Below are 24,499 nucleotides of genomic sequence, written 5' to 3' on the forward strand. Positions count from 1 at the left end.
AAAATAAATTTGATGCATCATAATAGACGCAAATGCATCTCAAAGAAAACACAATGAATTATAACGAAAAGAAAGTAACAATTGAATTAGGTGGCGGATTAGCCCCAATTGAATTGTCAACTGGTAAATTAGCCAAACAGGCTGACGGTTCAGTTGTTTTGAAACAAGGATCAACCATGATACTTGCTACTGTGGTATCATCTAAAGAACCTAAAACAGGTGTAGATTTTCTACCGCTATCAGTTGATTATCAGGAAAAATATGCTTCGACTGGACGTATACCAGGAGGCTTTTTACGTCGCGAAGCAAGACTTTCGGATTACGAAGTTTTGATTTCGCGTTTAATCGATAGGGCTTTACGTCCATTATTTCCAGATACATACCATGCAGATACGCAAGTTATGGTAAGTTTAATATCTGCCGATAAAGAAATCATGCCAGATGCATTAGCAGGTCTTGCCGCCTCGGCAGCAATTGCAGTTTCTGATATACCTTTCAATGGACCAATATCTGAGGTGCGTGTAGCTAAAATTGATGGACAGCTTGTTATAAACCCAACTGTAACTGCATTACAAAATGCAACTTTGGAGTTTATGGTAGCGGGTTCGGCAAGAGATATCGTAATGGTTGAAGGTGAAGCTAAAGAAATTTCAGAACCTGAAATGGTTGAGGCAATTGCTTTTGCACATGAAGCGATAAAGAAACAAGTAGCCGGGCAAATTGAACTAGCCAATTTGGTTGGCGCTCAAAATAAACGTGATTTTAATCATGAACCTTCAAATCCAGAATTAAGAGACGCTATTTTCGCAGCTACTTATGATCAGGTTTATGAGGTTGCTAAATCAGGATCGTCTAAGCATGAACGTTCTGAGAAATTTTCTGAAATTGGTAAAACATTCTTTGATACCCTAGGGGAAGAAATTGACACTGATACAGAATTTTTAATGAAAAAGTATTTTCATGATGTTCAGTACGATGCGGTACGTAATTTAGTTTTGAATGAAGGTATTCGCTTAGATGGCCGTGATGTTCGCACGGTTCGACCTATTTGGTCAGAAGTAGATTATTTACCTGCTGCACACGGATCGGCGGTATTTACACGTGGTGAAACTCAATCTTTAACTTCAGTTACATTAGGTGCGAAAGATGCTGAACAAATGATTGACGGAGCATTTTTCCATGGATACAATAAATTTATTCTTCATTATAATTTTCCTGCATTTTCCACAGGTGAGGTGAGGCCTAATCGTGGACCTGGTCGTCGTGAAGTTGGTCATGGTAACTTGGCTATGCGCTCATTGAAGCAAGTTCTACCTTCGGACGCAGAGAATCCTTATACTATTCGGGTTGTTTCTGATATTCTTGAGTCTAATGGGTCGTCTTCAATGGCAACCGTTTGTGCGGGTACGTTAGCCTTAATGGACGCTGGTGTTAAACTTAAAGCTCCGGTTTCCGGAATTGCAATGGGATTGATTACAGATGAAAAAACTGGAAAATTCGCAATACTTTCGGATATCTTAGGTGATGAAGATCATTTAGGAGATATGGACTTTAAAGTTACAGGTACAGAGAAGGGCATTGTTGGCTGCCAGATGGATTTAAAAATTAATGGTCTTAAGTGGGAAGTTTTAACACAAGCCTTGGATCAAGCAAAAGAGGCTCGCTTACATATCTTAGGTGAGATGGCTAAGACCCTTCAAACTGCTCGTGAAGACTATAAAGCACACGCACCTCGCATTATTCAAATAACCATTGATAAAGAGTTTATTGGTGCTGTAATTGGGCCAGGAGGTAAGATTATTCAAGAAATGCAACGTGAAACTGGAGCAACAATCTCTATTGAAGAAGTAGAAAATAAAGGTGTTGTCCAGATTTTTGCTGATAATAAAGAATCTATTGACGCAGCTTTAACGCGCATCAAGCAAATCATCGCAAAACCTGAGATAGGTGAAATTTATGAAGGTAAAGTGAAAACGATCATGCCTTTTGGCGCATTCGTTGAAATTATGCCGGGTAAGGATGGTTTACTTCATATTTCTGAGATTGATTGGACTCGCTTAGAGACCATGGATGGTGTCTTTAAAGAAGGCGATATTGTAACGGTTAAGTTATTAGATGTGGACAAACAAGGTAAACTGAAGCTTTCGCGTAAAGCGTTATTACCTCGTCCTCCTCGGGAAGACAAACCTAGGGAAGTTGAAAAACCTCAATAGAAATAATTATAAGAAAAAAATGGAATCATACTTGGTTCCATTTTTTTCTTTAAATCAATTTGTAATATATTATTTATAGCTGTAGATTAGATGCCTAATGATTATGGTGTTTAAACTAGTTTCTGTTTAAAGCATCATTACCTCCGGGATCTCGGATACCTTTTTGTAATAATTTATCACCTCATCAGCATCCTTAACGAAGCATTCGACGGAAATTGAAGTATACTTTCCAGCCGATGAGCTCTTTTGTAAAAACTTAACACTTGGGTGTTCAAATAATCCCCTAACTAATTCTATTTTGTTTGAATCTGTTTTTACAATAAATTTAAAAGTATAGACCGAAGGAAAACGTTCTACTTCGATTAATTTTTCTTTGAATGTTTTGTAAAAATCTTGATTATTGCTTTCTTCTATATTTTTTAGATGAATATTATTTTTTAAATCTGTCATATTATCCTTCCTTTTCAGTTTTATTAACAATAAATATACCTAAACATTTTTAATGGAATATTTGTCATGTTTGATTTTCACTTAACAAGATTGTTCAATTTCTCCAGGATCTAAACCAACAAGAGTATTATAAAAAATGTGATTATTTTATAATCTTAAGAATTATTTATCGTTATATTAGTTGTACCTAAAACACTTTTCGATATTTTATTGAATAAACCCTTTTAGTAAAAAATATTATTTTTTTAGCAAATGTTTGCTAAAATTTAGCTAATATTATATATTTAATAAATTTCGCAGAGAATAATTATTAACCTAACATGAGAAAACGTATTTTAATTAGTGACATTGCAAAAAATCTAGGGGTATCCGTAACCACTGTCTCATTCATACTGAATGGGAAAGCTAAAGAAAAGCGAATTAGCGAAGGCCTAACCAAACGGGTTTTGGACTATGTGAAGAAAGTAGGATATAAGCCTAACCAATTAGCGCAGAGTTTGCGAACTGGGCAATCAAAAATTTTAGGTTTAATCGTTGAAGATATTTCCAATCCTTTCTTTTCCAATATTGCTAAATATATTGAAAGAATAGCTTATGATAATGGGTATCATATTATCTATTGCAGCATGGATAATGATGAAACAAAAGCGAAAGAGTTAATTCAATTATTTTACGATAGACAAGTTGATGGATATATTATTACTCCTCCGGAAGGATTAGAGGATACTTTAGCCAATTTAATGAAAAATAATGTGCCGTTGGTCTTATTTGATAGGTATATTCCCCAGTTGGATTCCCATTATGTTGTCTTAGATAATTTTAACGGCGCCTTTGATGCAACCAAACATTTACTTGAAAACCCAAATAATAAGCGCGTTGGTTTTGTTTCCTTATATTCAAATCAAACGCAAATGCGAGATCGCTTGGATGGATATATGAAAGCAATTGATGACTTTCAACAACAAGCTTTCATTAAAAAGATTAAAATAGAAGAAAATGATGAATCTTCCATTGATCAATTACATGAATTTATTAGTGCAAATCACCTAGATGCAGTACTTTTTGCTACTAATTATCTGGCAATTGATGGTTTAAAAGCGGTCAAAAAGTTTAAAATGGATTTGCCTAAAATGGTCGCATTTGATGATCATACTTTATTTAAATTATATGAGCCAGGTATTTCGGTTGTTACACAAGATACTTCTGCAATAGCCAATGAGCTGATTCATACTCTTTTGAATGAAATTAAAGGGAAAAATAAGGAATTACAAAAAATTGTAATTCCTAGTGAACTTCAAATTCGCGGATCATCAGTTATTCCGATGGAATCTTTGGAACGAACTTCATAGAAATGGAATTTACACAATGTCTCGTGTTTTTGGAGGTAAACCCCTCACCTTCAAAAACATGACCAAGGTGTGCCCCACATGATTTACAAAGTATTTCTGTTCTTCTACCGTCCGCATCAGTCACTCTCAAAACTGCTCCTGGAATTTCTTGATCAAAACTTGGCCATCCACAGTGGGATTCAAATTTTGATTCTGAATTATATAATGGGGCATCACATCTTTTACAGATATAGGTTCCATTCTTTTTGTTGTCTAATAAATCTCCTGTAAAAGGTCTCTCTGTTCCTTTTTGTAAAATAACATATTCCTCTTCAGGGGTTAAACTGTTGTATTTTTTATCCTTGTCCATAGTTATATTTGTTTTCTGCGTTTGTGAGTGAACACAAGCGGAGAATGTCATTAATATTAGTAGACTATATAAGACTCTCATAGTGTACTAAGTTACCAAAAAAATCAGTAAGTTTTTTAAGTTAAATGTCAATTTGTTCGGCAAATAAGGCTATAAATGGGCGTTTATTTAGAATGAATATAAATTGATAAATTACGTCATCAAATTGTCAGGGATTCCTTAATAAGTTATACTTTTGTGCATTGTTTTGTACCAGACTGTGTACAACAAGGAGATAGTCAACAATTAATTATTACACATAAAATAGTATAAAGTGCTAAATATGAGAAATATCTCATCCGTTTTGGGAAGACTAGCAAAGTCAATATCGATCAGTTTGGTGTTGTTATTTGCCGTTACTACAACCTCACATGCGCAGGATGCTGCAAATGGTGCCGCGCTATTCAAAGCCAACGCTTGTAATTCATGTCATGCGGTTGGTAAAAAATTGACAGGGCCAGATTTGGCTGGATTATCTGAGCGTCGGGAAGAAGCATGGATTATTAAATGGGTCCATAACCCGCAAGCGATGATTGATTCAGGAGATGAACAAGCTGTGGCTTTGAAGGCTGAATATGCAACAACTATGGCTCCTTATGCCAGCCTATCTGAAGGTGATATTAAGGACATCGTTGCTTTTTTAAAAACAGAAGAAGTTAAGGTTGCTGAGAAAAAAGCAGCTGCAACTGCTGGGAATGGTGGAGGATCAGGAGCAAGCTCTGATGCTAACAATTTGATGATATTCGGTTTGATCGCGTTATTCGTGATTGCTGTAGCCGTCATTATTGCTTTAAACAAAGTCACTAGGACTTTAGAAAACGTTATTGCAAATAACAAAGCTTCCATTGACGAGGCTCAGAAAGATTATGAAGATTCATCTGAAAATAAAGGTCTTAAGTTTGCAAAGGCATTTGTTAAGAACAAGAAACTAGTTTTCTTTGTCGTTTTGATGGTGGTTGGTTTATTGAGTGTGGTAGGTTGGAATACGATGTGGAATGTTGGCGTGCATGAGGGGTATAAACCCGTTCAACCCATTAAGTTTTCACACCAAATTCATGCTGGAGTTAATCAAATCGAGTGTCAATATTGTCACGGAGGCGCATTTAAATCAAAGAATGCTTCAATACCTTCTGCGAATGTTTGTATGAACTGTCACAATACAGTAACTGCATCAGATCATTATGATGGAAACATTTCGCCGGAGATTGCCAAATTATATCGTGCAGTTGATTGGGATCCAGAAAGCAGAACTTATGGAGATAATCCAAAACCAATTGAATGGGTTAGAATTCACAACCTGCCTGACTTTGCTTATTTCAATCACTCGCAACACGTGGTTGTTGCAGGCGTAGAGTGTCAAACCTGTCACGGACCTATCCAAGATATGGAAGAGGTTTATCAATATTCTCCATTGACAATGAAATGGTGTGTTAATTGTCACCAAGAAACCTCAGTGAACACAGACAATGCTTATTATGATCAATTGATCGAAGCACATGAGAAATTGAAAAAGGGAGAAAAAATGACTGCTGCAATGGTCGGTGGATTAGAGTGTGGTAAGTGTCATTATTAATAATTATTTAGAAATACAGAATCTTATATATAGCTTAAATGGAAAGCAATAAAAAATATTGGAAAGGTTTAGAAGAGTTGAATCAGACTCCTGCTTTTGTTAACGCAAGCAAGGGTGAATTTACTGAGCCTATTCCCGTAGAAGATGTGTTAAATGAAGCGGGCTTAAGTACTAAGACACCTCGTCGTGACTTTTTGAAGGCTTTAGGGTTTGGAGTAGGAGCTGTAACATTGGCAGCTTGTAATCGTACTCCTATACATAAGGCTGTTCCTTATGTAATTAAGCCAGAAGAAATTACTCCAGGAATACCTAATTATTACGCTTCTTCTTTTAATGGACAAAGTGTCATCGTCAGAACAAGAGAGGGTAGACCTATATCTTTGGAGGCAAATCCAAATGCGGTTGGTTTAAATCAAGGTACAGATTCATCTACTGCTGCCTCTGTACTTGATCTATACGACATGTCAAAATTGCAAAACCCTCAGATAGGTGACAAAGATGTACAGTGGGATCAATTGGACAAAGCGGTCATTGATGCTTTAAATAAGGCACAATCTTCTGGCAAACAAATTACAATTGTTTCCAATTCAATAAATAGTTCTACAACCTTAGCTGCAATTGCAGCATTCTCAGCGAAATATACTTCTGCACAACATGTTCAAGTTGATGCTGTTTCTTACAGTGGTATTGTTGAGGCAAACAGAACTTCATTTGGAAAGGCTGTTATTCCTTCATATCATTTCGATAAAGCACAGGTTGTCGTTTCCGTTGCTGCCGATTTCTTAGGAACTTGGTTGGCTGGAGAAGAGCATACACAAGATTATATTAAAAATCGTGATTATAAATCCCTTAAGGGAGGTAAAATGTCACGTCATATTCAGTTTGAATCTGGCCTGTCGATGACGGGTACAAATGCTGATGTACGTATTGCAATTAAACCCTCAGAAGAAGGTGCCGTTTTAATTGGGTTGTACAACGCAATCACTGGTCAAACTTTAGCTGGTGCGACTACGAATGCAAAAGCTAAAACTGCAATTGCATTAACGGCCAAAGAATTACTTAATTCTAAAGGTCAGTCGGTTGTTATCTCTGGTTCAAATGATATCAACGCACAATTGTTGACAAATGCTATAAATACTGCATTAGGTGCCTATGGATCTATTATCGATTTAGATAATTATTCTAAACAGCATCTTGGTTCCGATATCGCGTTCCAGCAATTCTTAACAGCTGCAAAAGCTGGCCAAGTTGGTGTAGCTTTGTTTTTAAACAGTAATCCGGCATATGATTATTTCAATGCAGATGACATTAAAAACGCTTTAACAAAAATTGACTATTCTGTTTCATTTGCAGATCGCGCGGATGAAACGGCTTCTGAAGTGAAAGCGATTGCTCCTAATTGCTCTTTCTTAGAAGCATGGGGTGACGCCTCGGCTAAAGAGGGCTTGTTTACCGTTGTTCAACCTACAATTAACCCGGTCTATAACACACGTCAAGCTGAATTAAGCTTGTTAGTTTGGGCAGATGTTAAAAAATCGATTTACGATTTTGTAAAGGAAAATTGGGAAACTAATATATTACCTGGAACTGGTAAAGTTTGGAAAGATGTATTACAACAGGGATTTGTTTATAAAGGCACCTTAACAGGCTCTTCATATGCAGCCAACGTTGATGTAAATGCAGTCGCAAATGCTATTGTTAAAGATAGTAAGCGTGTAGCCGGTGAGATAGAACTTAAGTTATACGAATCTACGGGTTTAAGGGATGGACGTTATGCTAATAATGCTTATTTGCAAGAATTACCTGATCCTGTTTCAAAAGTAACTTGGGATAACTATGCTGCAATTAATCCTGCAGATGCTGAGGAGTTTGGAATTAAGGAAACTGGAAAAGTTACCGTTGAGGCAAACGGTTACAAAGTTGATCTTCCTGTTATTTTACAACCTGGTCAAGCTAGAGGAACTGTATCAGTCGCTGTAGGGTATGGACGGACTAAAGTGGGTAAGGCTGGTAATAATGTTGGTGTAAATGCTTATCCTTTTGCTTCATTAGTAAATGGTACCGTACAATTTACATCTAAAGCTACCCTTACTAAAGCAGCAGGTGTATATGAATTAGCACAAACACAAACACATCATACGATTGAGGGACGTAATATCGTTCGCGAAACCTCTTTTGCTAAATATCAAAAAGATCCAAATTCTGAATCTGGTCGTTTTTCAGATAAACATCAGACGTATGATTTATGGAACAAATTTGAACAACCTGGTCATCGCTGGGTTATGGCAATTGACTTAAACGCTTGTACTGGTTGTGGTTCGTGTATTGTTGCATGTAATGTTGAAAATAATGTTCCAGTTGTAGGACGTGATGAGGTTCGTCGACGTCGTGAAATGCATTGGTTACGTATTGATCGTTATTACACCCTTAATACAGGTGAAGGTCAATTGACCAAAGAAAAGGAAATTGCCAATTTAGAGGGTTACGATTATGAGGATGTTACGGTGGTTCATCAACCTATGTTATGTCAACATTGTGAACACGCACCTTGTGAAACTGTTTGTCCAGTATTGGCAACGGTTCACTCCTCTGAAGGTCTGAATCATATGGCATATAATCGTTGTTTCGGTACGCGTTACTGTGCTAACAACTGTCCATATAAAGTTCGTCGTTTCAACTGGTTTAACTACTGGAATGATTCACGTTTTGATAATTATTTGAACAATGAATTTACACAGTTAGTATTGAATCCCGATGTAACTACTCGTTCTCGTGGAGTTATGGAGAAATGTTCGATGTGTATCCAACGTATTCAAGCTGGTAAATTACAAGCAAAAATAGAAAACCGGAAAATTAAGGACGGTGATGTAAAAATGGCTTGTCAGTCGGCTTGTTCAGCTAATGCAATTATATTTGGTGATGCTAATGATCCAGAATCAGAAGTTTCTAAAGCACTTCGTAATGAACGTATTTACTATGTACTTGAAGAGATTAACGTACAACCAAATATTGGTTATATGACCAAAGTAAGAAACACATTTGAAGCATAATTTTTTCTATACTGAAATAAAATAACTATGTCATCGCATAACGAATCAATATTAAGAGAACCATTAATAACCGGCAAGGATATCACGTATGCCAAGATTACTGATGATATCTTACTTCCGGTTGAAAATAAACCAAACAAGGCCTGGTGGATCGGATTTACGGTTGCCGTACTTGGTGCCTTGTTATGGGTAGTGAGTGTTGGGTATACCTTTTGGACAGGTATCGGCGCTTGGGGATTGAATAAAACAGTTGGTTGGGCTTGGGACATCACCGACTTTGTGTGGTGGGTTGGTATCGGTCATGCTGGTACTTTAATCTCAGCCGTATTATTGTTGTTCCGTCAAAACTGGCGTAATTCAATCAATAGATCTGCAGAGGCCATGACGATCTTTGCGGTAATCTGTGCAGCTACCTATGTAGTTGCTCACATGGGACGTCCTTGGCTAGCATATTGGATTTTTCCACTTCCAAATCAATTTGGATCATTATGGGTTAACTTTAACTCGCCTTTAGTTTGGGATGCCTTTGCAATTTCAACATATTTTACTGTTTCATTGGTATTTTGGTACTGTGGTCTTTTACCTGATATTGCATCAGTTCGTGACCGCGCAAATGGCTTAAAACGGAGGATTTATTCCATCATGTCTTTTGGATGGAACGGATCAGTTAAGACTTGGCAACGTTTTGAAATCGTTTCCTTGATTTTATCCGGGATTTCTACTCCGCTTGTACTTTCTGTGCATACAATTGTATCAATGGACTTTGCAACTTCAGTAATTCCGGGATGGCATACCACGATTTTCCCTCCATACTTTGTTGCCGGAGCGATCTTCTCGGGTTTTGCCATGGTACAAACCTTATTGTTAATCCTACGTAAGGTGATGAATTTTGAGAACTACATTACCATGTTTCATATTGAATCCATGAATAAGATTATTCTAACAACAGGATCGATAGTTGGTATTGCTTATTTAACGGAGCTTTTCATTGCTTGGTATTCTGGTTCAGAATATGAGATGTATGCTTTTGAAAACCGTATTGCAGGACCATACGCGTGGGCATATTGGACGATGATGACCTGTAATGTTATTTCGCCTCAATTATTTTGGTTCAAAAAGATTCGTACAAGTATTCCAATCTCTTGGATTCTGTCGATTGTTGTAAACATAGGTATGTGGTTTGAGCGGTTCGTAATTATTGTTACCTCTCTTCATCGTGATTATCTGCCATCTTCTTGGGCTATGTTCTATCCTACCTGGGTTGATGTTGGTATTTTTGTTGGATCAATTGGTCTTTTCTTTACCTTATTCTTATTGTTCCTTCGTTTCTTACCAGGTATTGCTATTGCAGAGGTGAAATTGCTATTAAAACGTGCAAGTTTGCAACACAAAACTAAACTGGTTGAAGAAGGAGCTTTCCCTGAGGATCAAGTAGAGTACTTCAAGAACTCATTGAATAAATATGATTCTGTCACGGAAGAAGATATTAAAGCACTAGATCAAAAATAACAGCAATGAATAATACAAAATATATACTAGGTAGTTTTGCTGATCCTGATGACATGATGCATGGGATTGACAAATTGCAAGAGAATAATATAAGCATTTATGATTGTTTTACACCTATGCCAATTCATGGTATTGAAGCAAAACTAGGTGTTAAACCTTCACGTTTGCCAATAGCAGCCTTTCTATTTGGAGCTACTGGTACGATATTAGGATTCAGTTTATTATTCTTTACAATGGCCTATGATTGGCCAATGAATATTGGGGGTAAACCTTCTTTTTCAATTCCGAATTTTGTTCCAGTTACTTTTGAGGTAACGATATTAATTTGTGCTCTGGGTATGGTAGCGACATTCTTTTTTCGCAATCACTTATTCCCAGGTCGTGCTCCGCGCGTAATGGATTTTAGAGCTACGGATGATCGTTTTATCATTGCAATTGATGCTCATGAAAATGCAGATCATACGCTTATCGATAATCTATTGAAAGATGCTGGAGCTGTTGAAGTTAAATACAATGAAAGAAAATATGTTAGTTATGAATAAGAAGAATTTTCTTGGAACTGTATGTGTGGCTATCGCTTTAACAGCGGTTGTATCAGCCTGTGGGGATGGCACTACGCGTAGTGCTGGTTGGGAATTCTCGCGCAATATGTACGATCCAATTGCTTTTAATCCGGATCAACCGAATAATAATTTTAAAGACAAAAAAACAGCTCAAACTCCTCCCAAGGGCACTAACCCAATAGGATTTGATCGTTTTGAATATGGTTCCTCTGTTGAGGAATATCAAAGAGCTGGTTTGGAACTTAAGAGTCCTTTGATCGTTAATCAAGCAAATTTAGCACAAGGGCAAGCTCTTTTTCTTACTTACTGTGCTGTTTGTCACGGTCCTGAAGGAGCTGGAGATGGTTCGATTACAAAAGATAGAGAGGTTGAAGATTCAAGAGGTAAACGTGCCTTGGAAAATTTCCCTCCGCCGCCATCGTTTCATCAGTCTGTTGGTACCCCTTCATCAAGAGGAGGTCTAATGTCTGAGCTTTCAGATGGGAAAATTTACCACACCATTACTTATGGATATAATGCGATGGGTTCACACGCATCGCAGTTAACACCAGATGAACGTTGGAAAGTGGTTATGTATGTTCATGAATTACAAAAAAAATAATCTAACAACGATATTATAAATGGGAACTCACAATCATCATCACGATTATAATTTCAGCGAACAATTTCAGTTCACCGGTATCGCTAAAGTATTGAGTCTAGTTGCTATCGTTGTAGGGATAGCTGCAATAGCTTTAGGCTTACTATCCAGTGACCATATAATGGTTGAGCGGACATATGCCAATTTATTATTGATGGGTTATTACTTTACCTGTGTATGTGCTGCTGGAGCATTTTTTGTTGCTTTGCAAATGGTTACTCAATCTGGTTGGTCAGCTGGTTTACTCCGTATACCACATGCCATGGCTAGTATTTTACCTTTAGCGTCTATTTTACTTTTAGTGATTGTAGGCTTAGGTCTTACTACACATAATCTTTATCATCATTGGCATGCTGAAGGATTAACCGATCCTAATAGCCCTAAGTATGATGCATTAATTGCCGGAAAAGAAGCCTTTTTAAATGTACCTGGCTATTTAATCCGTCAAATATTGTTCATGGGTAGCTACAGTATTTTCGCTTTCATCTTAGCAAAGCTTTCCTATAATGAAGATTTAGCGGGAGGATTGAACTCCTATAAAAAGAGCTTTAAATTATCAGCTATATTTTTAGTTATTTTTGGTTTCACTACTCCGATTTGGTCATTCGATACAATTATGTCCCTAGAGGCGCATTGGTTCTCAACTATGTTTGGTTGGTATAATTTTGCCGCTATGTTTGTAAGTGGACTTGCCGTTATCGTTGTTGTCTTAGTTTTGGTTAAGAAGGCCGGTTATATGGCATGGGTTAACGAAAATCATTTACATGATTTGGGTAATTTATTGCTTGGATTCTCAATTTTTTGGACTTACGTTTGGTTTGCTCAATTCATGTTAATTTGGTATTCAAACATTCCTGAAGAAACCGTATATTTTTACAAGCGTTGGGAACCCGAGTACAAGCCATGGTTTTGGTTAAACATTATTATTAACTTTGTGGCTCCTTTGCTATTGTTAGTTGACCGTGATGCCAAACGTAAACTCAATGTTATGTTATTTGTAGCGATATTATTGCTATTGGGTCATTGGTTGGATTATTATATTATGATTATGCCTGGCACTGTTGAGGCCAATAGAGGCTTTGGTTTTGTTGAAATTGGAACTGCGATAGGTTTTGTAGGTTTATTTACTTTCCTAGTTTTGTCTAAATTAAGTAAACATGGCCTTGCACCGAAGAATCATCCATTTTTGGATGAGAGTTTACATCACCAAATTTAATAGTGATTAAGTTTAAATAACGTTCAAACGTCTTATAAGAAATGAAGTTTAAAATACATAACAGATTTAAGTCCTTGATTGGAGGCTTATTGGCTATTAACTTGTTATTTGTCGCACCAGCTTTAGCTTCAATTCAGGATTCTACTGCTACGGCTGTTCCTTCGGAGCAAACTACAGCGGCTCCTGTTGATGCAACCACGGTTGTTGCCGATTCTTCGGCAGGTGTTTCGGCAACTACCCAAGATTCTGCTAAGGTTTCTGCACCTGCTGCGGATTCAAAAGTAAGTGCTGCTCCTAGTAATGTAAAGCAAGAAAAGGTAGTTGATCCACAGGTTTATAAAAATCTAATTTACTACATCTTACTTTTCTTAGTTGTATGTACTGTAATCGCAGTAATTGGAAAAGTGAGCTCTATTTATGTTCTTACAAAGAAAGTAAATGGTAAATATAATCCATTAACCAGTAACACAATACAAGCTGCTTTATTGCTTGTATTTCTAGTATCTTTTCTTGCATTTGTCTATTATGGATATGCAGTTTGGGGAAGTTGGTCGTGGCGTGATGCTGTAACTTTACATGGTTTGGAAATTGATAGAATGTTTATCATCACCACGGTTATTATTACAGTTGTTTTGGTTTTAGTTCACATTTTATTATTAGGCTTTGCTTTCTTTTATAGAATGCGCGCTAAACGAAAAGCGTATTATTATCCTCATAATGACGCTATCGAAAGACTTTGGACTATTGTGCCTGCGGTTGTTTTAACTATTCTTGTCTTATTTGGTTTCTTTACTTGGAGATCGATTACTAACATTCCAGAAGAACTTCAAAAATCTGCAATTCAGATTGAGGTATTAGGAGAGCAATTTATGTGGAACGTTCGTTATCCTGGTAACGATGGAGAAATTGGAAAACGTAACTATAAATTAACAACTCCTCTAAACTCTTATGGTATCGATTTCAATGATAAGAATTCATGGGATGATATCAAAGGTAGTGATATTGTGATTCCAGTAAATAAAGCAGTTCGTTTCCATATCCTATCAAAGGATATTATTCATTCATTCTATATTCCAGATTTCCGTGTGCAAATTAACGCGGTACCTGGTATGACTAATTATTTTCAATTTACGCCAACTGTAACGACACAGGAAATGCGTGATCGTATGAATGATCCGCAATATGATTATGTGATGCTTTGTGCTAAAATTTGTGGTGAATCCCATTATAACATGCAAAAGAAAGTTGTTGTTGTTACAGAGGCTGAATATAAAGATTGGTTGAGCAAACAAGCTAAATACTTTACTGAAGATTTGCAAAAGGAATTTGCTCAAACCACTGACAACACTACTCAAGAGCAATCTATTGCTGCATCATTAAATTAATATAACAGAGAATTAAATAGAATATGTCAACTACAGTTATATCGCACGACGCATCTCATCACGATTCTCATGATCATCATCATGAGTCATTTTTGACGAAGTATATCTTTAGTCAAGATCACAAGATGATTGCAAAGCAGTTTTTGATCACTGGTATTATCATGGCTGTTTTTGCCATGATCCTGTCGATCTTATTCCGTATCCAACTTGCATGGCCTGATTCAGAATTTCCTATTTTGGAAGTTTTCCTGGGAAAATGGGCAGAAGGTGGTCGAATACGACCTGACTTCTTCCTATCGTTGGTGACTATCCATGGAACCATGATGGTGTTTTTTGTTTTAACAGCGGGCCTTTCAGGAACATTTAGTAATTTACTTATTCCCTACCAATTAGGAGCCCGAGATATGGCTTCTCCTTTGATGAATATGTTATCTTATTGGTTCTTCTTTATTGCCTGTGTTATCATGGTAGCATCTTTCTTTGTTGAAAGCGGACCGGCTTCTGCTGGATGGACCATTTACCCTCCGTTATCGGCGGTTCCTAAAGCAATTTCTGGCTCTGGTTTGGGAATGACCCTTTGGTTAATTAGTATGACATTGTTCATAGCCTCACAAGTTATGGGGGGTATAAATTATATTTCCACCGTTTTGAACTTACGTACCAAAGGAATGGATTTATGGAAAATGCCTCTTACTATTTGGGCGTTCTTTTTAACGGCTATAGTAGGCTTACTGTCGTTCCCTGTATTGGTTTCTGCGGTAGTCTTGCTATTTTTTGACCGTTCAGTTGGCACATCATTTTATCTATCAGATCTAGTTGTTCAGGGTACGATCCTACCTAATGAGGGCGGTTCTCCAATTTTATTTCAACATTTGTTCTGGTTCTTAGGTCACCCTGAAGTATATATTGTAGTTATGCCTGCACTAGGTATTACCTCTGAGGTTATTTCGACAAATTCCCGTAAACCTATTTTTGGTTACCATGCCATGGTTTATTCGCTAGTTGGGATTACTGTTCTTTCCTTTATTGTATGGGGTCACCATATGTTTGTGACAGGAATGAGCCCTTTCCTTGGAGGTGTGTTTATGATAACAACGTTAATTATTGCCGTTCCTTCAGCTGTTAAGGCATTTAATTATATTGCAACATTATGGAGAGGTAATATCAGGTTTACCCCAGCTATGATGTTTGCTATAGGTATGGTTTCATTCTTTGTCTCTGGTGGTTTAACTGGATTATATTTAGGTAATGCTGCATTAGACATTAATTTACATGACACGTACTTTGTGGTAGCTCACTTCCATTTGGTAATGGGTTCTGCTTCAATTTTTGGAATGTTATGTGGTGTATATCACTGGTATCCTAAAATGTTTGGACGTCTAATGGACGAGCGCTTGGGATATTTCCATTTTTGGTTGACCTTTATTGGTGCTTATTTAGTATTCTTCCCTATGCACTTTATGGGTATTGATGGTGTTCCACGTCGTTATTATGCTTTCACTGAATTTCCATTCATGGAAAAATGGGTTTCGGTTAACTTGTTAATTACTTGGGCTGCAATTGTATCAGCACTTGGTCAAGTAGCGTTTATTTGGAACTTCTTCTCATCAATTTGGTGTGGAAAACGTGCTCCACAAAACCCTTGGAATTCTAATACACTAGAATGGACTACACCAGTAGAACATATTCACGGTAACTGGCCTGGAGAAATCCCTTCGGTATACCGTTGGCCTTATGACTACAGTAAGCCAGGGCACGAATCAGATTTTATTCCGCAAACAGTACCTTTCTCTCAAACAATGAGTTCTAATTTATTACACGATTGGGAAAATAATGAAGAAGGTATTGAAGCTCAAAAAGCTTGGGATAAAGAACATAATAGAGTAACAGAAGGGTAGGTTTTCCTACCCCTTAAAATAAATTGTAAAGAGATAAGATCCATGTATCCAGTTGCTGAAAAGCGTTTTATTCGGATAAGCAAGATCACGATTTTCGTTCTTTTCTTAGTAATTGCAGCAGGAGGGATTGTCCGGAGTACAGGTTCAGGAATGGGCTGTCCGGATTGGCCGAAATGTTTCAATAGAATTATTCCACCTACGGATGCTTCTCAATTACCTCTTGGGTATGAGCAAGAATACGTACAAGGAAGGGTAAAAAAGAATTTGCGTTTCGCGAATATGATTCAGTTTTTTGGTTATTCAGATTTAGCTGATCAAATTCGACACGATAAATCTATACTTATTCATGAGGAATTCAATGCTGCAAAAACTTGGACGGAATATGTTAATCGTCTTGCCGGTGTTGCAGCAGGTTTCTGCCTCTTGTTTACATTGCTTTACTCCTTTACATACTGGAAGAAGAAAAAAGCCATAGTAATATGGAGCGTTCTTAATCTTATTGTTGTTGTGATACAAGCCTGGTTAGGTTCAATTGTTGTATCCACTAACCTGACTCCTTGGATCATTACGGTTCATATGTTATTGGCATTGGTGATCGTTTGTATCAGTATACAAACTTATCATTTGGCAATTACTTTCCGTGATCAAGGAATGTTAAAGAACTCACAGTCTACTTTTAAATGGCTCACATTACTTTCATTATTCATATTGGTAATACAAGTTGTTTATGGTACTGAGGTCAGGGAAACGATTGACCATTTAAATCAACAAAATATTCAACGTAGTGACTGGATTGACTCGATAGGTAGTTCGTATGTAATGCATCGCCTACTTTCCTATTTAACTTTAGCAATCTCTATATTTTTCTACTATAAAATTAGGAGATCCACATTGTTTGGAAGTATTCAATACAATTTAACACTAATTTCACTGGTGTTGGTCGGTGTTCAAATGCTAATAGGAATTATTTTGGCTAGATATAGTGTTCCAGCTTTTGCTCAGACACTGCATCTAATTGTTGCTAGTTTATTGGTTGCTACTCAATATTATTTATTATTAACATTGAGTACACCAAAGGTTGGAAAATTATCACCTGTTTAGGGAAAAATATTGAATATGAAGGAGTTTATCTCAGATTTTAACAAACTTGTCAAACTACGTTTGAATTTGACAGTTGTTTTTTCTGCCTCTATAGCTTTTTTAATTGGAGCTAATCAACAAGGGGATATTATCTGGTTTAATTGGGCATTGCTAACCTTCGGAGGTTTTTTAGTTACGGGTGCCGCAAATGGCTTTAATGAAATTATTGAGCGTGATTTAGACAAGCTAATGAAACGTACTGAAGATAGACCTTTACCAGCAGGGAGAATGACTACAGGGCAGGCTTTGATATTAAGTGTGTTTATGGGAATTTTTGGAACACTGGTTTTAATTCAGCTAAATTTTGTTGCTGGTTTACTCTCTGTCTTCTCAATTTTTTTATATGCTTTCGTTTACACTCCACTTAAGCAAAAGTCTCCGATAGCAGTATGGGTTGGTGCAATACCTGGGGCTTTACCTCCTTTGATTGGATATTTTGCAGCTTTTCAACCCGAAGGTTTCGGTTTGGCTTATGCGCAGGTAAGTGAACAGGCTATTGTTATTACACCATTTGTGTTATTTGGAATTCAGTTTTTCTGGCAATTTCCTCACTTTTGGGCTATAGCATGGGTTTCAGATGATGATTACAAACGAGCAGGTTTTAGGTTGCTACCAACAACTAAGAAGGATAATATTTCAGCATGGTTTATTTTTGTATCATGCATTTTGATGATTCCGATCGGATTTTTGCCAATGTACTTCGGAATAGGCGGATGGGTGTTCACGGGTGTTTCGCTTTTGGGCGGTTTGTGGTTCACTTATTACGGATATCAACACTTAATAAAAAAAGAGATTAATACAGCGAAGAAAATTATGTTTACTTCGTTTATATATTTACCAGTGACACAATTGGTGTTATTATTTGATTTTATACCTTTTAAATAACAATGGAATTAAATATTGCAATGGATAAGCAAAAGTTGATGAATGAGAACCTACTAAGATCTAGGAAAGCGAAGAAATTTAATCTTTTGCTTGGCATGATTGGTATGTTCATGATGTTTGCTGCTTGGTCCAGCGGATTTATTGTTTATACTGCGAGTGGGGTAGACAAGGGGATTAAAACCATATTACCTCATGCTATGATTTTCAGCACTGCTGTAATTGTGCTAAGTAGTATTACTATGCATTTTGCATATCAAGCGGCAAAGGCAAATCAAACTAAAAAGCAGATTGTATTGCTAATTCTCACTATTTTATTGGGAGTTGCATTTTTTGTTTTTCAGTTCCAATCTTGGACGGTTTTGTTTGACCGAGGTATTACCTTTGTCAACACGAATGCATCACAATCTTTTGTGTACGCATTTATAGGCCTGCACCTAGCTCACATTATTGCCGGAATCTTGGTGCTGGCTAGAAGTTTATTTGGAGCAATTAAGGGGATCCCTAACTCCAATAATGTTTTCCGGATGGAACTTGCCACAATTTTTTGGCATTTTCTAGATCTATTATGGATATATATTTATGTTTTCTTACTTTTGAATCAATAACAGTAAACAATGAGTACAACAGTATCGCAATTGGATAAGGTAAAAGAAGGACCATGGAATGGTGGAAAATCACCTTGGAACTTAGAGTATGGAAAAATCATGATGTGGTTTTTCCTTGTGTCAGATGCATTTACATTTTCTGCATTTTTGGTTTATTATGGTGCACAGAAATTTGCCCAACCTACATGGATTGACGCGGATAAAGTATTCCAATCTATACCAGGCATCGCTGAAAGTGGGCAACCTTTAGTGTTTGTAGGTATAATGACCTTTATTTTAATTATGTCTTCAGTTACGATGGTTTTAGCCGTAGACGCAGGACATCGTAATTCAAAAAAAGAAGTCATAAAATGGATGACTTGGACTGTACTCGGGGGACTTTGTTTCTTGGGCTGTCAAGCAACGGAATGGAGTCACTTGCATCATCAGGGGTTTTGGTTCGGTCGTAATCCTGCCACTGGTATTACAGATGCTAACGGTATTGTTGAAGCATTACAACCTTATTTCACCAACGATATATCTTATACTGCGGCGCTTCAGTTTTCGAATCTGTTCTTCACAATTACGGGATTTCACGGCTTCCACGTATCTATTGGTGTGCTGTTGAACATCATCGTGTTATCGATGACCATGAATAATACATTTGAGAGAAGAGGAACTTACTTAATGATTGAAAAAGTTGGGCTTTATTGGCACTTTGTAGATCTAGTTTGGGTGTTTGTATTTACATTCTTCTACTTGGTTTAATTTTTTGTACACTTTTTAATTAACACACGACATGAGTAATCACGATCATATAGCAAGCCAAGACGCACACGCACATGGAGAAGGCATGGACAAAAAACGAATTTGGGCTGTATTTTTTGTTCTTCTATTATTAACTGCTTTAGAATTTTTTATCGCTTTGGGTTTAGTTCACCATTGGGGAGTTCTTCAGAAAGGAATGCTTGTTAATGTAATTTATATAACCTTAACGTTAGTAAAGGCTTACTATATTGTTGCATTTTTTATGCACTTAAAATTTGAAAAATCAAGTTTTATCGTCACTTGTAGTATTGTATTTTTCTTCATCATTTTCTTCATCATTCTTTTAATGGTTGAAGGGGAATTTTTGAATGGAGCATTTACACATCAACCTACTTATCCACATAAATAACATTAATTTAAATGAGTAAGAATACTCGTTCGAAGAATATATCGAAATTAATTATCCTGGCACTTGTTTTATTTGTGCCAGGATTTTTGTATATAATGGTCAATAGAATGGGATCTAACGAGTATGTTAAATTACCTGTTTTTGGTGAAAAACATCTTTCTGGTAAAACAAATCGTGTAATGGGAAGAGAAATCCCGGATACTATTTTTCATCAACTCGGTCCAATCGAGTTTACCAATTTTGACGGTAAACCGAAAGTATTTTTGGGTGCTGATACCGTTATTACTATTGCTCATTTGTTTTATACAAAAGATAAAGGTCTGTCCAAGCAACTGTTTCATGATATGCGAACAGTTTCTAATCGGTTTAAAACAAATTATAACATCCAATTCTTTTCAATATCAGTCGACTCTATGGACACCCAGGAAAACATTGATGATTACATTTCTGAATTTAAAGAAGAGATGAATCCCAATTGGTTTGTTGTGAATAATTCGAATGTTGATATTTTGAAATACGCGAGAGAACGTATGTTGATAGAGGCGATGGCTGTTGAGCATGAAAAATCAAAGTTTATAATTAGTAACCGTTTTATTCTAATTGACTCCAAGGGGAGAATTCGCGGATTTTATGATATAGGTCTTCGATCTGAAATCGACAGATTAGAAGATGAAATTAAAGTTCAAGTTGTAGAGGAGATTCGTAACAACCCTCAGAAAATTCAAAAAAAATAATTATGACAATGACGAAAGAAGAAAAGAAGTATAAGGTATTAATTTGGACTTTATCTGTTATTATTCCTTTGGCTGTTGCTGCATTATTTGGTGTCAATTTAACGAAAATGGGTTATGATATTCAACCTCTCAGTTTTCTTCCGCCAATTTATGCCACTATTAATGGACTGACTGCTGTTATTCTGGTCATTGCTGTCTCAGCTATCAAGAAAGGTAATGTGCTTCTTCATGAGCGTTTGGTTAAATTATGTATGGTTTTATCCTCCTTATTCCTCGTCATGTATCTAGCTTACCATATGACCTCCGAGTCAACGAAGTTTGGTGATGATGGATCCATCCGTTATCTCTATTATTTCATATTGATTACGCATATCGTGTTATCCGTTGTTATTATTCCACTGGTATTGTTTACTTTTGTTAGAGGGATTGCTGGAGCTTATGAACGTCATAAGAAACTTGCTAGAATAACGTACCCTCTATGGCTGTATGTAGCTGTTACTGGAGTAGTAGTCTATTTAATGATATCACCCTATTATGCACATTAATTAGTAGTTGATCATGAATAAAGTCTGGATTTATCAAGCAAACCGTTTTTTTACACAACCCGAATTACAATTGGCTCAGAGTAGATTGGACGATTTTATTCGAGAATGGACAGCGCACGGTAGCCAACTATCAGCGAAAGTTGACGTGTTGTATAACCTATTTGTCGTTTTAAGTGTTGATGAAAGAGCCGCTCAGGTGACCGGTTGTTCCATTGACAAGTCAGTTCGAATACTTAAGGATCTAGGTGCTGAATTGCAGATTGACTTGTTCAACCGTATGTTGATCTCTTATAAAGATAATCAAGGAAATCTTCAATTGGTTTCTCGCGATGTTTTTGAGGCACTTTGTCTGGAAGGAGTGGTAAATGAAAATACAATTGTGTTTAACAATATGGTTCAAACCGAAAATGAATTTGACACCAAATGGGAAGTTCCTTTAAAGGACAGTTGGCACGCTAAATTATTTTTAAAATAAGGTATTGTATTTACAGTATAGTATGCAATAAAAAAGCTTCCTTCAATGCAAGGAAGCTTTTTTATTTTAAGATATTCGATTTATTTTTTATCCACACTTATTTTTCCAGGACCCATCAAAGCGAAAGCTACAAAAACGGCTAAAAATTCTATTGCATGGGAGGCTACTGAGAGGCTATCTCCACTACTTATGTGATTCAGGGCAGCAACAACCATTGTTATTGCGAGTAAAGCGGCAGTTGGTCTTGTCCAAAGTCCCAATATAAAGAATAATGAACCAACGGTTTCAACTAGCCCCGCTATAAAACCAAATGTAGTTGGCATAAAACTAATCCCTAAGTTTTGCATTGAATTTCCTACTGCAGTCCAGGTCTCAGTTCCGCCCATTAGTTTTCCAAGACCATGGAAGGCCAACATACAACCACCAATGACAACCCGAACAATGAGTAATCCGATGTCTATTTTTGAATATCGCATATTTTTATCCTAATTAAATCTTGATCCTAAGATACTGAAATTTCCAATATACTATAGAAATTCATGATTTTACATCAATGCTTAGCAGATTATTGCAAATAGCTGTATCTTTGTTTCAGAGCTGATTGGCTTGTTTTAACATTAATTTTCTTTCACATTGGATATTTTTAATAAACAACGTTACACCATAACATCTGCATTACCGTATGCGAATGGTCCTTTACATATTGGTCACCTTGCTGGGGCATACATTCCAGCAGATATTTTTGTTCGTTTCCTTCGCCTAAATCATAAAGATGTAGTGTATGTTTGTGGTTCGGATGAACACGGTGCCGCAATCACGATCAAAGCAAAAAAAGAAGGGGTTCAACCTCAACAAATTATTGATAAGTATAATCAACAGATTAAGGAGAGTTTTGAACAATTCGGAATTTCATTTGATATTTATCATCGTACCTCGGAGAAAATTCATCACGAATTATCTCAAGAATTCTTTTTAAACCTGTATGAAAAAGGAGAATTTATCGAACGTTTTTCTGAGCAGTATTTTGATGAAGAATACCAACAATTTCTAGCAGATCGTTATATCGTTGGAACTTGCCCTCATTGTCATAATGAAGGAGCTTACGGAGATCAATGTGAAAAATGTGGTACTTCTTTAAATCCAACTGACCTTATTAATCCTAAATCTACCTTAAGTGGAAAATCGCCAATTTTAAAAGAAACTAAACATTGGTATCTGCCATTAGATAAATATCAACCATGGCTAGAAAAATGGATTATTGATGAAAAGAAAGATGTCCTTAAATCTAATGTTTTTGGCCAGTGTCAATCGTGGTTAAAATCTGGTTTGCAACCACGCTCAATGACACGTGATTTAGATTGGGGAGTTGATGTTCCTTTGCAAGAAGCACAAGGAAAGAAATTATATGTTTGGTTAGATGCTCCAATTGGTTATATCTCTGCTACCAAACAATGGGCAATAGATGAAGGAAAGGATTGGGAACTTTATTGGAAAACTCAACAGAACCCGAAGGATAATTCCACATTAATTCATTTTATTGGAAAAGATAATATCGTTTTTCACTGCATTATCTTTCCGGCGATTCTTCATGCGCACGGAGAGTATATCCTTCCGGAAAATGTGCCGGCTAATGAATTTCTAAACTTAGAAGGTGATAAACTTTCTACTTCAAGAAACCATGCGGTATGGTTACACGAATATTTGGATGAATTTCCAGAGAAACAGGATGAGTTAAGATACATGTTAATCTCCATTTTGCCCGAGACTTCCGATAGTGAATTTACATGGAAAGATTTCCAAGCCCGTGTAAATAATGAGCTTGTGGCTATTTTTGGGAATTTTATTAATCGTGTAATGGTTCTATCACATAAATATTTTCAAGGAAATGTATCTTTAGGTTCGTCACTAAATCAAAGCGATTTAACCTTGTTGGATGAATTGTCGCAATTTCCTGAACTTATTAAACAATCCCTGTCTCAATACAGATTCCGTGAGGCATTAGCTCATTTTATGAATGCTGCGAGATTGGGGAATAAATATTTGGCTGATCAGGAACCCTGGAAAGTTTATAAAGATGATCCAGACCGTGTAAAAACTGTTCTTTTTGTCGCTGGCCAAATTGTTGCAAATTTAGCGGTTATGGGACAACCTTTCTTACCTTTTACAAGCAAGAAGATTTTTGAAATGTTGAAACTCGAACCTAAAAGTTGGGATGATGCTGGAAAATCTGATTTATTACCTTCTAATCATATTCTAGGGCAAACACAGATGCTTTTTGAAAAAATTACTGACGAACAAGTTGAATTTCAGCTGGAAAAATTAGCCAACGCTCGACAAGTAAATGCACTGGCTGTTCCTAAGGTCTCACAAAAAACAAATATAAGTTTTGATGATTTTGGAAAATTAGACATTCGGATAGGAAAAATTCTTAATGCTGAGAAAGTGGCGAAAACGAAAAAGCTTTTGAAACTAACGGTTGACACTGGGCTTGATAAACGTATTGTAGTATCTGGAATTGCTGAACATTTTACACCTGAACAAATTATAGGAAAACAGGTGTCCATTTTAATCAATCTTGAACCCCGCGAGATAAAAGGGATACAATCTCAGGGTATGATTCTGATGGCAGAGGATGCGGATGGAAGGTTGGATTTTGTAAACCCGATATCGGATATTTCAGCTGGAAGTATCGTTAGATAACCGTTTAAAAGAGGAAGTATTTTAC

Annotated in this window: 22 protein-coding genes; 19 read left to right on the forward strand and 3 right to left on the reverse strand. The window is 36.6% G+C overall.

Translation table 11 applies throughout. The features are described 5' to 3' along the window. Nucleotides 1-53 precede the first annotated feature (53 nt). Nucleotides 54-2,213, forward strand: a complete 2,160-nt coding sequence (gene pnp, locus AC6CHH_RS10250; protein WP_498282457.1) for a polyribonucleotide nucleotidyltransferase — start codon at nucleotides 54-56, stop codon at nucleotides 2,211-2,213. Nucleotides 2,214-2,339: 126 nt separating this feature from the next. Here pnp and AC6CHH_RS10255 read toward each other — a convergent pair whose 3' ends face one another. Then, a complete protein-coding gene (locus AC6CHH_RS10255; RefSeq protein ID WP_498282459.1) occupies nucleotides 2,340-2,663 on the reverse strand; it encodes a DUF493 domain-containing protein in 324 nt (107 codons plus the stop codon). Between the two features lie 320 nt (nucleotides 2,664-2,983). On the opposite strand from AC6CHH_RS10255, the gene AC6CHH_RS10260 reads away from it, so the two are divergent. Further along, nucleotides 2,984-4,012 carry a LacI family DNA-binding transcriptional regulator gene (locus tag AC6CHH_RS10260; protein WP_498282461.1) on the forward strand — a complete coding sequence of 343 codons (1,029 nt, stop codon included), beginning with the start codon at nucleotides 2,984-2,986 and terminating at the stop codon, nucleotides 4,010-4,012. On the opposite strand, the gene AC6CHH_RS10265 is transcribed toward AC6CHH_RS10260, so the two are convergent. Continuing rightward, entirely contained in the window at nucleotides 3,978-4,412 is a 435-nt protein-coding gene (locus AC6CHH_RS10265) for a methionine-R-sulfoxide reductase (RefSeq protein ID WP_498282525.1), read from the reverse strand. The two genes, AC6CHH_RS10260 and AC6CHH_RS10265, sit on opposite strands and share 35 nt — an antisense overlap. 271 nt (nucleotides 4,413-4,683) lie before the next feature. Between AC6CHH_RS10265 and AC6CHH_RS10270 the strand changes: the two genes are divergently transcribed. Genes AC6CHH_RS10270 through AC6CHH_RS10345 form a run of 16 tightly spaced genes read left to right on the forward strand, consistent with a single transcriptional unit; the run spans nucleotide 4,684 to nucleotide 21,774 of the window. Then, a complete protein-coding gene (locus tag AC6CHH_RS10270; protein WP_498282463.1) occupies nucleotides 4,684-5,973 on the forward strand; it encodes a cytochrome c3 family protein in 1,290 nt (429 codons plus the stop codon). 38 nt (nucleotides 5,974-6,011) lie between these two features. After that, on the forward strand, nucleotides 6,012-9,023 hold the full coding sequence (locus AC6CHH_RS10275) for a TAT-variant-translocated molybdopterin oxidoreductase (RefSeq protein WP_498282465.1): 3,012 nt from the start codon (nucleotides 6,012-6,014) through the stop codon (nucleotides 9,021-9,023). Nucleotides 9,024-9,050: 27 nt separating this feature from the next. Then, on the forward strand, nucleotides 9,051-10,532 hold the full coding sequence (gene nrfD, locus AC6CHH_RS10280) for an NrfD/PsrC family molybdoenzyme membrane anchor subunit (RefSeq protein ID WP_498282467.1): 1,482 nt from the start codon (nucleotides 9,051-9,053) through the stop codon (nucleotides 10,530-10,532). A 5-nt stretch (nucleotides 10,533-10,537) separates the two neighbouring features. Continuing rightward, a complete protein-coding gene (locus tag AC6CHH_RS10285) occupies nucleotides 10,538-11,074 on the forward strand; it encodes a DUF3341 domain-containing protein (protein ID WP_498282469.1) in 537 nt (178 codons plus the stop codon). After that, a complete protein-coding gene (locus tag AC6CHH_RS10290) occupies nucleotides 11,067-11,696 on the forward strand; it encodes a c-type cytochrome (RefSeq protein WP_498282471.1) in 630 nt (209 codons plus the stop codon). The genes AC6CHH_RS10285 and AC6CHH_RS10290 overlap by 8 nt, the downstream gene beginning before the upstream one ends. A gap of 19 nt (nucleotides 11,697-11,715) precedes the next feature. Further along, the gene (locus tag AC6CHH_RS10295; protein WP_498282473.1) at nucleotides 11,716-12,951 is read left to right on the forward strand and encodes a quinol:cytochrome C oxidoreductase; all 1,236 of its coding nucleotides are present in this window, start codon (nucleotides 11,716-11,718) and stop codon (nucleotides 12,949-12,951) included. Between the two features lie 41 nt (nucleotides 12,952-12,992). After that, on the forward strand, nucleotides 12,993-14,336 hold the full coding sequence (locus tag AC6CHH_RS10300) for a cytochrome c oxidase subunit II (protein WP_498282475.1): 1,344 nt from the start codon (nucleotides 12,993-12,995) through the stop codon (nucleotides 14,334-14,336). A 23-nt stretch (nucleotides 14,337-14,359) separates the two neighbouring features. Beyond that, nucleotides 14,360-16,234, forward strand: coding sequence for a cytochrome c oxidase subunit I (locus AC6CHH_RS10305; RefSeq protein WP_498282477.1), 1,875 nt, complete (start codon nucleotides 14,360-14,362; stop codon nucleotides 16,232-16,234). A 42-nt stretch (nucleotides 16,235-16,276) separates the two neighbouring features. After that, the gene (locus AC6CHH_RS10310) at nucleotides 16,277-17,335 is read left to right on the forward strand and encodes a COX15/CtaA family protein (RefSeq protein WP_498282479.1); all 1,059 of its coding nucleotides are present in this window, start codon (nucleotides 16,277-16,279) and stop codon (nucleotides 17,333-17,335) included. 15 nt (nucleotides 17,336-17,350) lie between these two features. After that, nucleotides 17,351-18,259 (forward strand): heme o synthase, encoded by a 909-nt coding sequence (cyoE, locus tag AC6CHH_RS10315; protein WP_498282481.1) that lies wholly within the window; start codon nucleotides 17,351-17,353, stop codon nucleotides 18,257-18,259. A gap of 2 nt (nucleotides 18,260-18,261) precedes the next feature. Then, nucleotides 18,262-18,864, forward strand: coding sequence for a cytochrome c oxidase subunit 3 (locus tag AC6CHH_RS10320; RefSeq protein ID WP_498282483.1), 603 nt, complete (start codon nucleotides 18,262-18,264; stop codon nucleotides 18,862-18,864). A 9-nt stretch (nucleotides 18,865-18,873) separates the two neighbouring features. Then, a complete protein-coding gene (locus AC6CHH_RS10325; protein WP_498282485.1) occupies nucleotides 18,874-19,611 on the forward strand; it encodes a cytochrome c oxidase subunit 3 in 738 nt (245 codons plus the stop codon). A gap of 31 nt (nucleotides 19,612-19,642) precedes the next feature. Next, nucleotides 19,643-20,020 (forward strand): cytochrome C oxidase subunit IV family protein, encoded by a 378-nt coding sequence (locus tag AC6CHH_RS10330; protein ID WP_498282487.1) that lies wholly within the window; start codon nucleotides 19,643-19,645, stop codon nucleotides 20,018-20,020. A gap of 11 nt (nucleotides 20,021-20,031) precedes the next feature. After that, nucleotides 20,032-20,754: an SCO family protein gene (locus tag AC6CHH_RS10335; protein WP_498282489.1), complete on the forward strand. Its 723-nt coding sequence runs from the start codon at nucleotides 20,032-20,034 to the stop codon at nucleotides 20,752-20,754. Between the two features lie 2 nt (nucleotides 20,755-20,756). Then, complete coding sequence (locus AC6CHH_RS10340) at nucleotides 20,757-21,299, forward strand: DUF420 domain-containing protein (RefSeq protein WP_498282491.1); 543 nt, start codon at nucleotides 20,757-20,759, stop codon at nucleotides 21,297-21,299. Nucleotides 21,300-21,312: 13 nt separating this feature from the next. Then, the gene (locus AC6CHH_RS10345) at nucleotides 21,313-21,774 is read left to right on the forward strand and encodes an ABC transporter ATPase (protein WP_498282493.1); all 462 of its coding nucleotides are present in this window, start codon (nucleotides 21,313-21,315) and stop codon (nucleotides 21,772-21,774) included. Nucleotides 21,775-21,854: 80 nt separating this feature from the next. Here the strand turns inward: AC6CHH_RS10345 and AC6CHH_RS10350 are convergent, their stop codons facing one another. Further along, on the reverse strand, nucleotides 21,855-22,250 hold the full coding sequence (locus AC6CHH_RS10350; protein WP_498282495.1) for a DoxX family protein: 396 nt from the start codon (nucleotides 22,248-22,250) through the stop codon (nucleotides 21,855-21,857). 157 nt (nucleotides 22,251-22,407) lie between these two features. Here AC6CHH_RS10350 and metG point away from each other — a divergent pair, with 157 nt between their 5' ends. After that, nucleotides 22,408-24,474, forward strand: coding sequence for a methionine--tRNA ligase (gene metG / locus AC6CHH_RS10355; RefSeq protein ID WP_498282497.1), 2,067 nt, complete (start codon nucleotides 22,408-22,410; stop codon nucleotides 24,472-24,474). The last annotated feature ends 25 nt before the right edge of the window (nucleotides 24,475-24,499 follow it).

The sequence above is a fragment of the Sphingobacterium sp. GQ94 genome (assembly GCF_059758715.1).

Coding starts and splice junctions, on each gene's coding strand:
- AC6CHH_RS10300 (WP_498282475.1), top strand. CDS start 12,993: ATGAAGTTTAAAATACATAACAGATTTAAGTCCTTGATTGGAGGCTTA.
- AC6CHH_RS10345 (WP_498282493.1), top strand. CDS start 21,313: ATGAATAAAGTCTGGATTTATCAAGCAAACCGTTTTTTTACACAACCC.
- AC6CHH_RS10350 (WP_498282495.1), bottom strand. CDS start 22,250: ATGCGATATTCAAAAATAGACATCGGATTACTCATTGTTCGGGTTGTC.
- AC6CHH_RS10335 (WP_498282489.1), top strand. CDS start 20,032: ATGAGTAAGAATACTCGTTCGAAGAATATATCGAAATTAATTATCCTG.
- AC6CHH_RS10330 (WP_498282487.1), top strand. CDS start 19,643: ATGAGTAATCACGATCATATAGCAAGCCAAGACGCACACGCACATGGA.
- AC6CHH_RS10320 (WP_498282483.1), top strand. CDS start 18,262: ATGGAATTAAATATTGCAATGGATAAGCAAAAGTTGATGAATGAGAAC.
- AC6CHH_RS10295 (WP_498282473.1), top strand. CDS start 11,716: ATGGGAACTCACAATCATCATCACGATTATAATTTCAGCGAACAATTT.
- cyoE (WP_498282481.1), top strand. CDS start 17,351: ATGAAGGAGTTTATCTCAGATTTTAACAAACTTGTCAAACTACGTTTG.
- AC6CHH_RS10270 (WP_498282463.1), top strand. CDS start 4,684: ATGAGAAATATCTCATCCGTTTTGGGAAGACTAGCAAAGTCAATATCG.
- AC6CHH_RS10260 (WP_498282461.1), top strand. CDS start 2,984: ATGAGAAAACGTATTTTAATTAGTGACATTGCAAAAAATCTAGGGGTA.
- AC6CHH_RS10325 (WP_498282485.1), top strand. CDS start 18,874: ATGAGTACAACAGTATCGCAATTGGATAAGGTAAAAGAAGGACCATGG.
- pnp (WP_498282457.1), top strand. CDS start 54: ATGAATTATAACGAAAAGAAAGTAACAATTGAATTAGGTGGCGGATTA.
- AC6CHH_RS10275 (WP_498282465.1), top strand. CDS start 6,012: ATGGAAAGCAATAAAAAATATTGGAAAGGTTTAGAAGAGTTGAATCAG.
- AC6CHH_RS10265 (WP_498282525.1), bottom strand. CDS start 4,412: ATGACATTCTCCGCTTGTGTTCACTCACAAACGCAGAAAACAAATATA.
- nrfD (WP_498282467.1), top strand. CDS start 9,051: ATGTCATCGCATAACGAATCAATATTAAGAGAACCATTAATAACCGGC.
- AC6CHH_RS10285 (WP_498282469.1), top strand. CDS start 10,538: ATGAATAATACAAAATATATACTAGGTAGTTTTGCTGATCCTGATGAC.
- AC6CHH_RS10305 (WP_498282477.1), top strand. CDS start 14,360: ATGTCAACTACAGTTATATCGCACGACGCATCTCATCACGATTCTCAT.
- AC6CHH_RS10340 (WP_498282491.1), top strand. CDS start 20,757: ATGACAATGACGAAAGAAGAAAAGAAGTATAAGGTATTAATTTGGACT.
- AC6CHH_RS10310 (WP_498282479.1), top strand. CDS start 16,277: ATGTATCCAGTTGCTGAAAAGCGTTTTATTCGGATAAGCAAGATCACG.
- AC6CHH_RS10290 (WP_498282471.1), top strand. CDS start 11,067: ATGAATAAGAAGAATTTTCTTGGAACTGTATGTGTGGCTATCGCTTTA.
- AC6CHH_RS10255 (WP_498282459.1), bottom strand. CDS start 2,663: ATGACAGATTTAAAAAATAATATTCATCTAAAAAATATAGAAGAAAGC.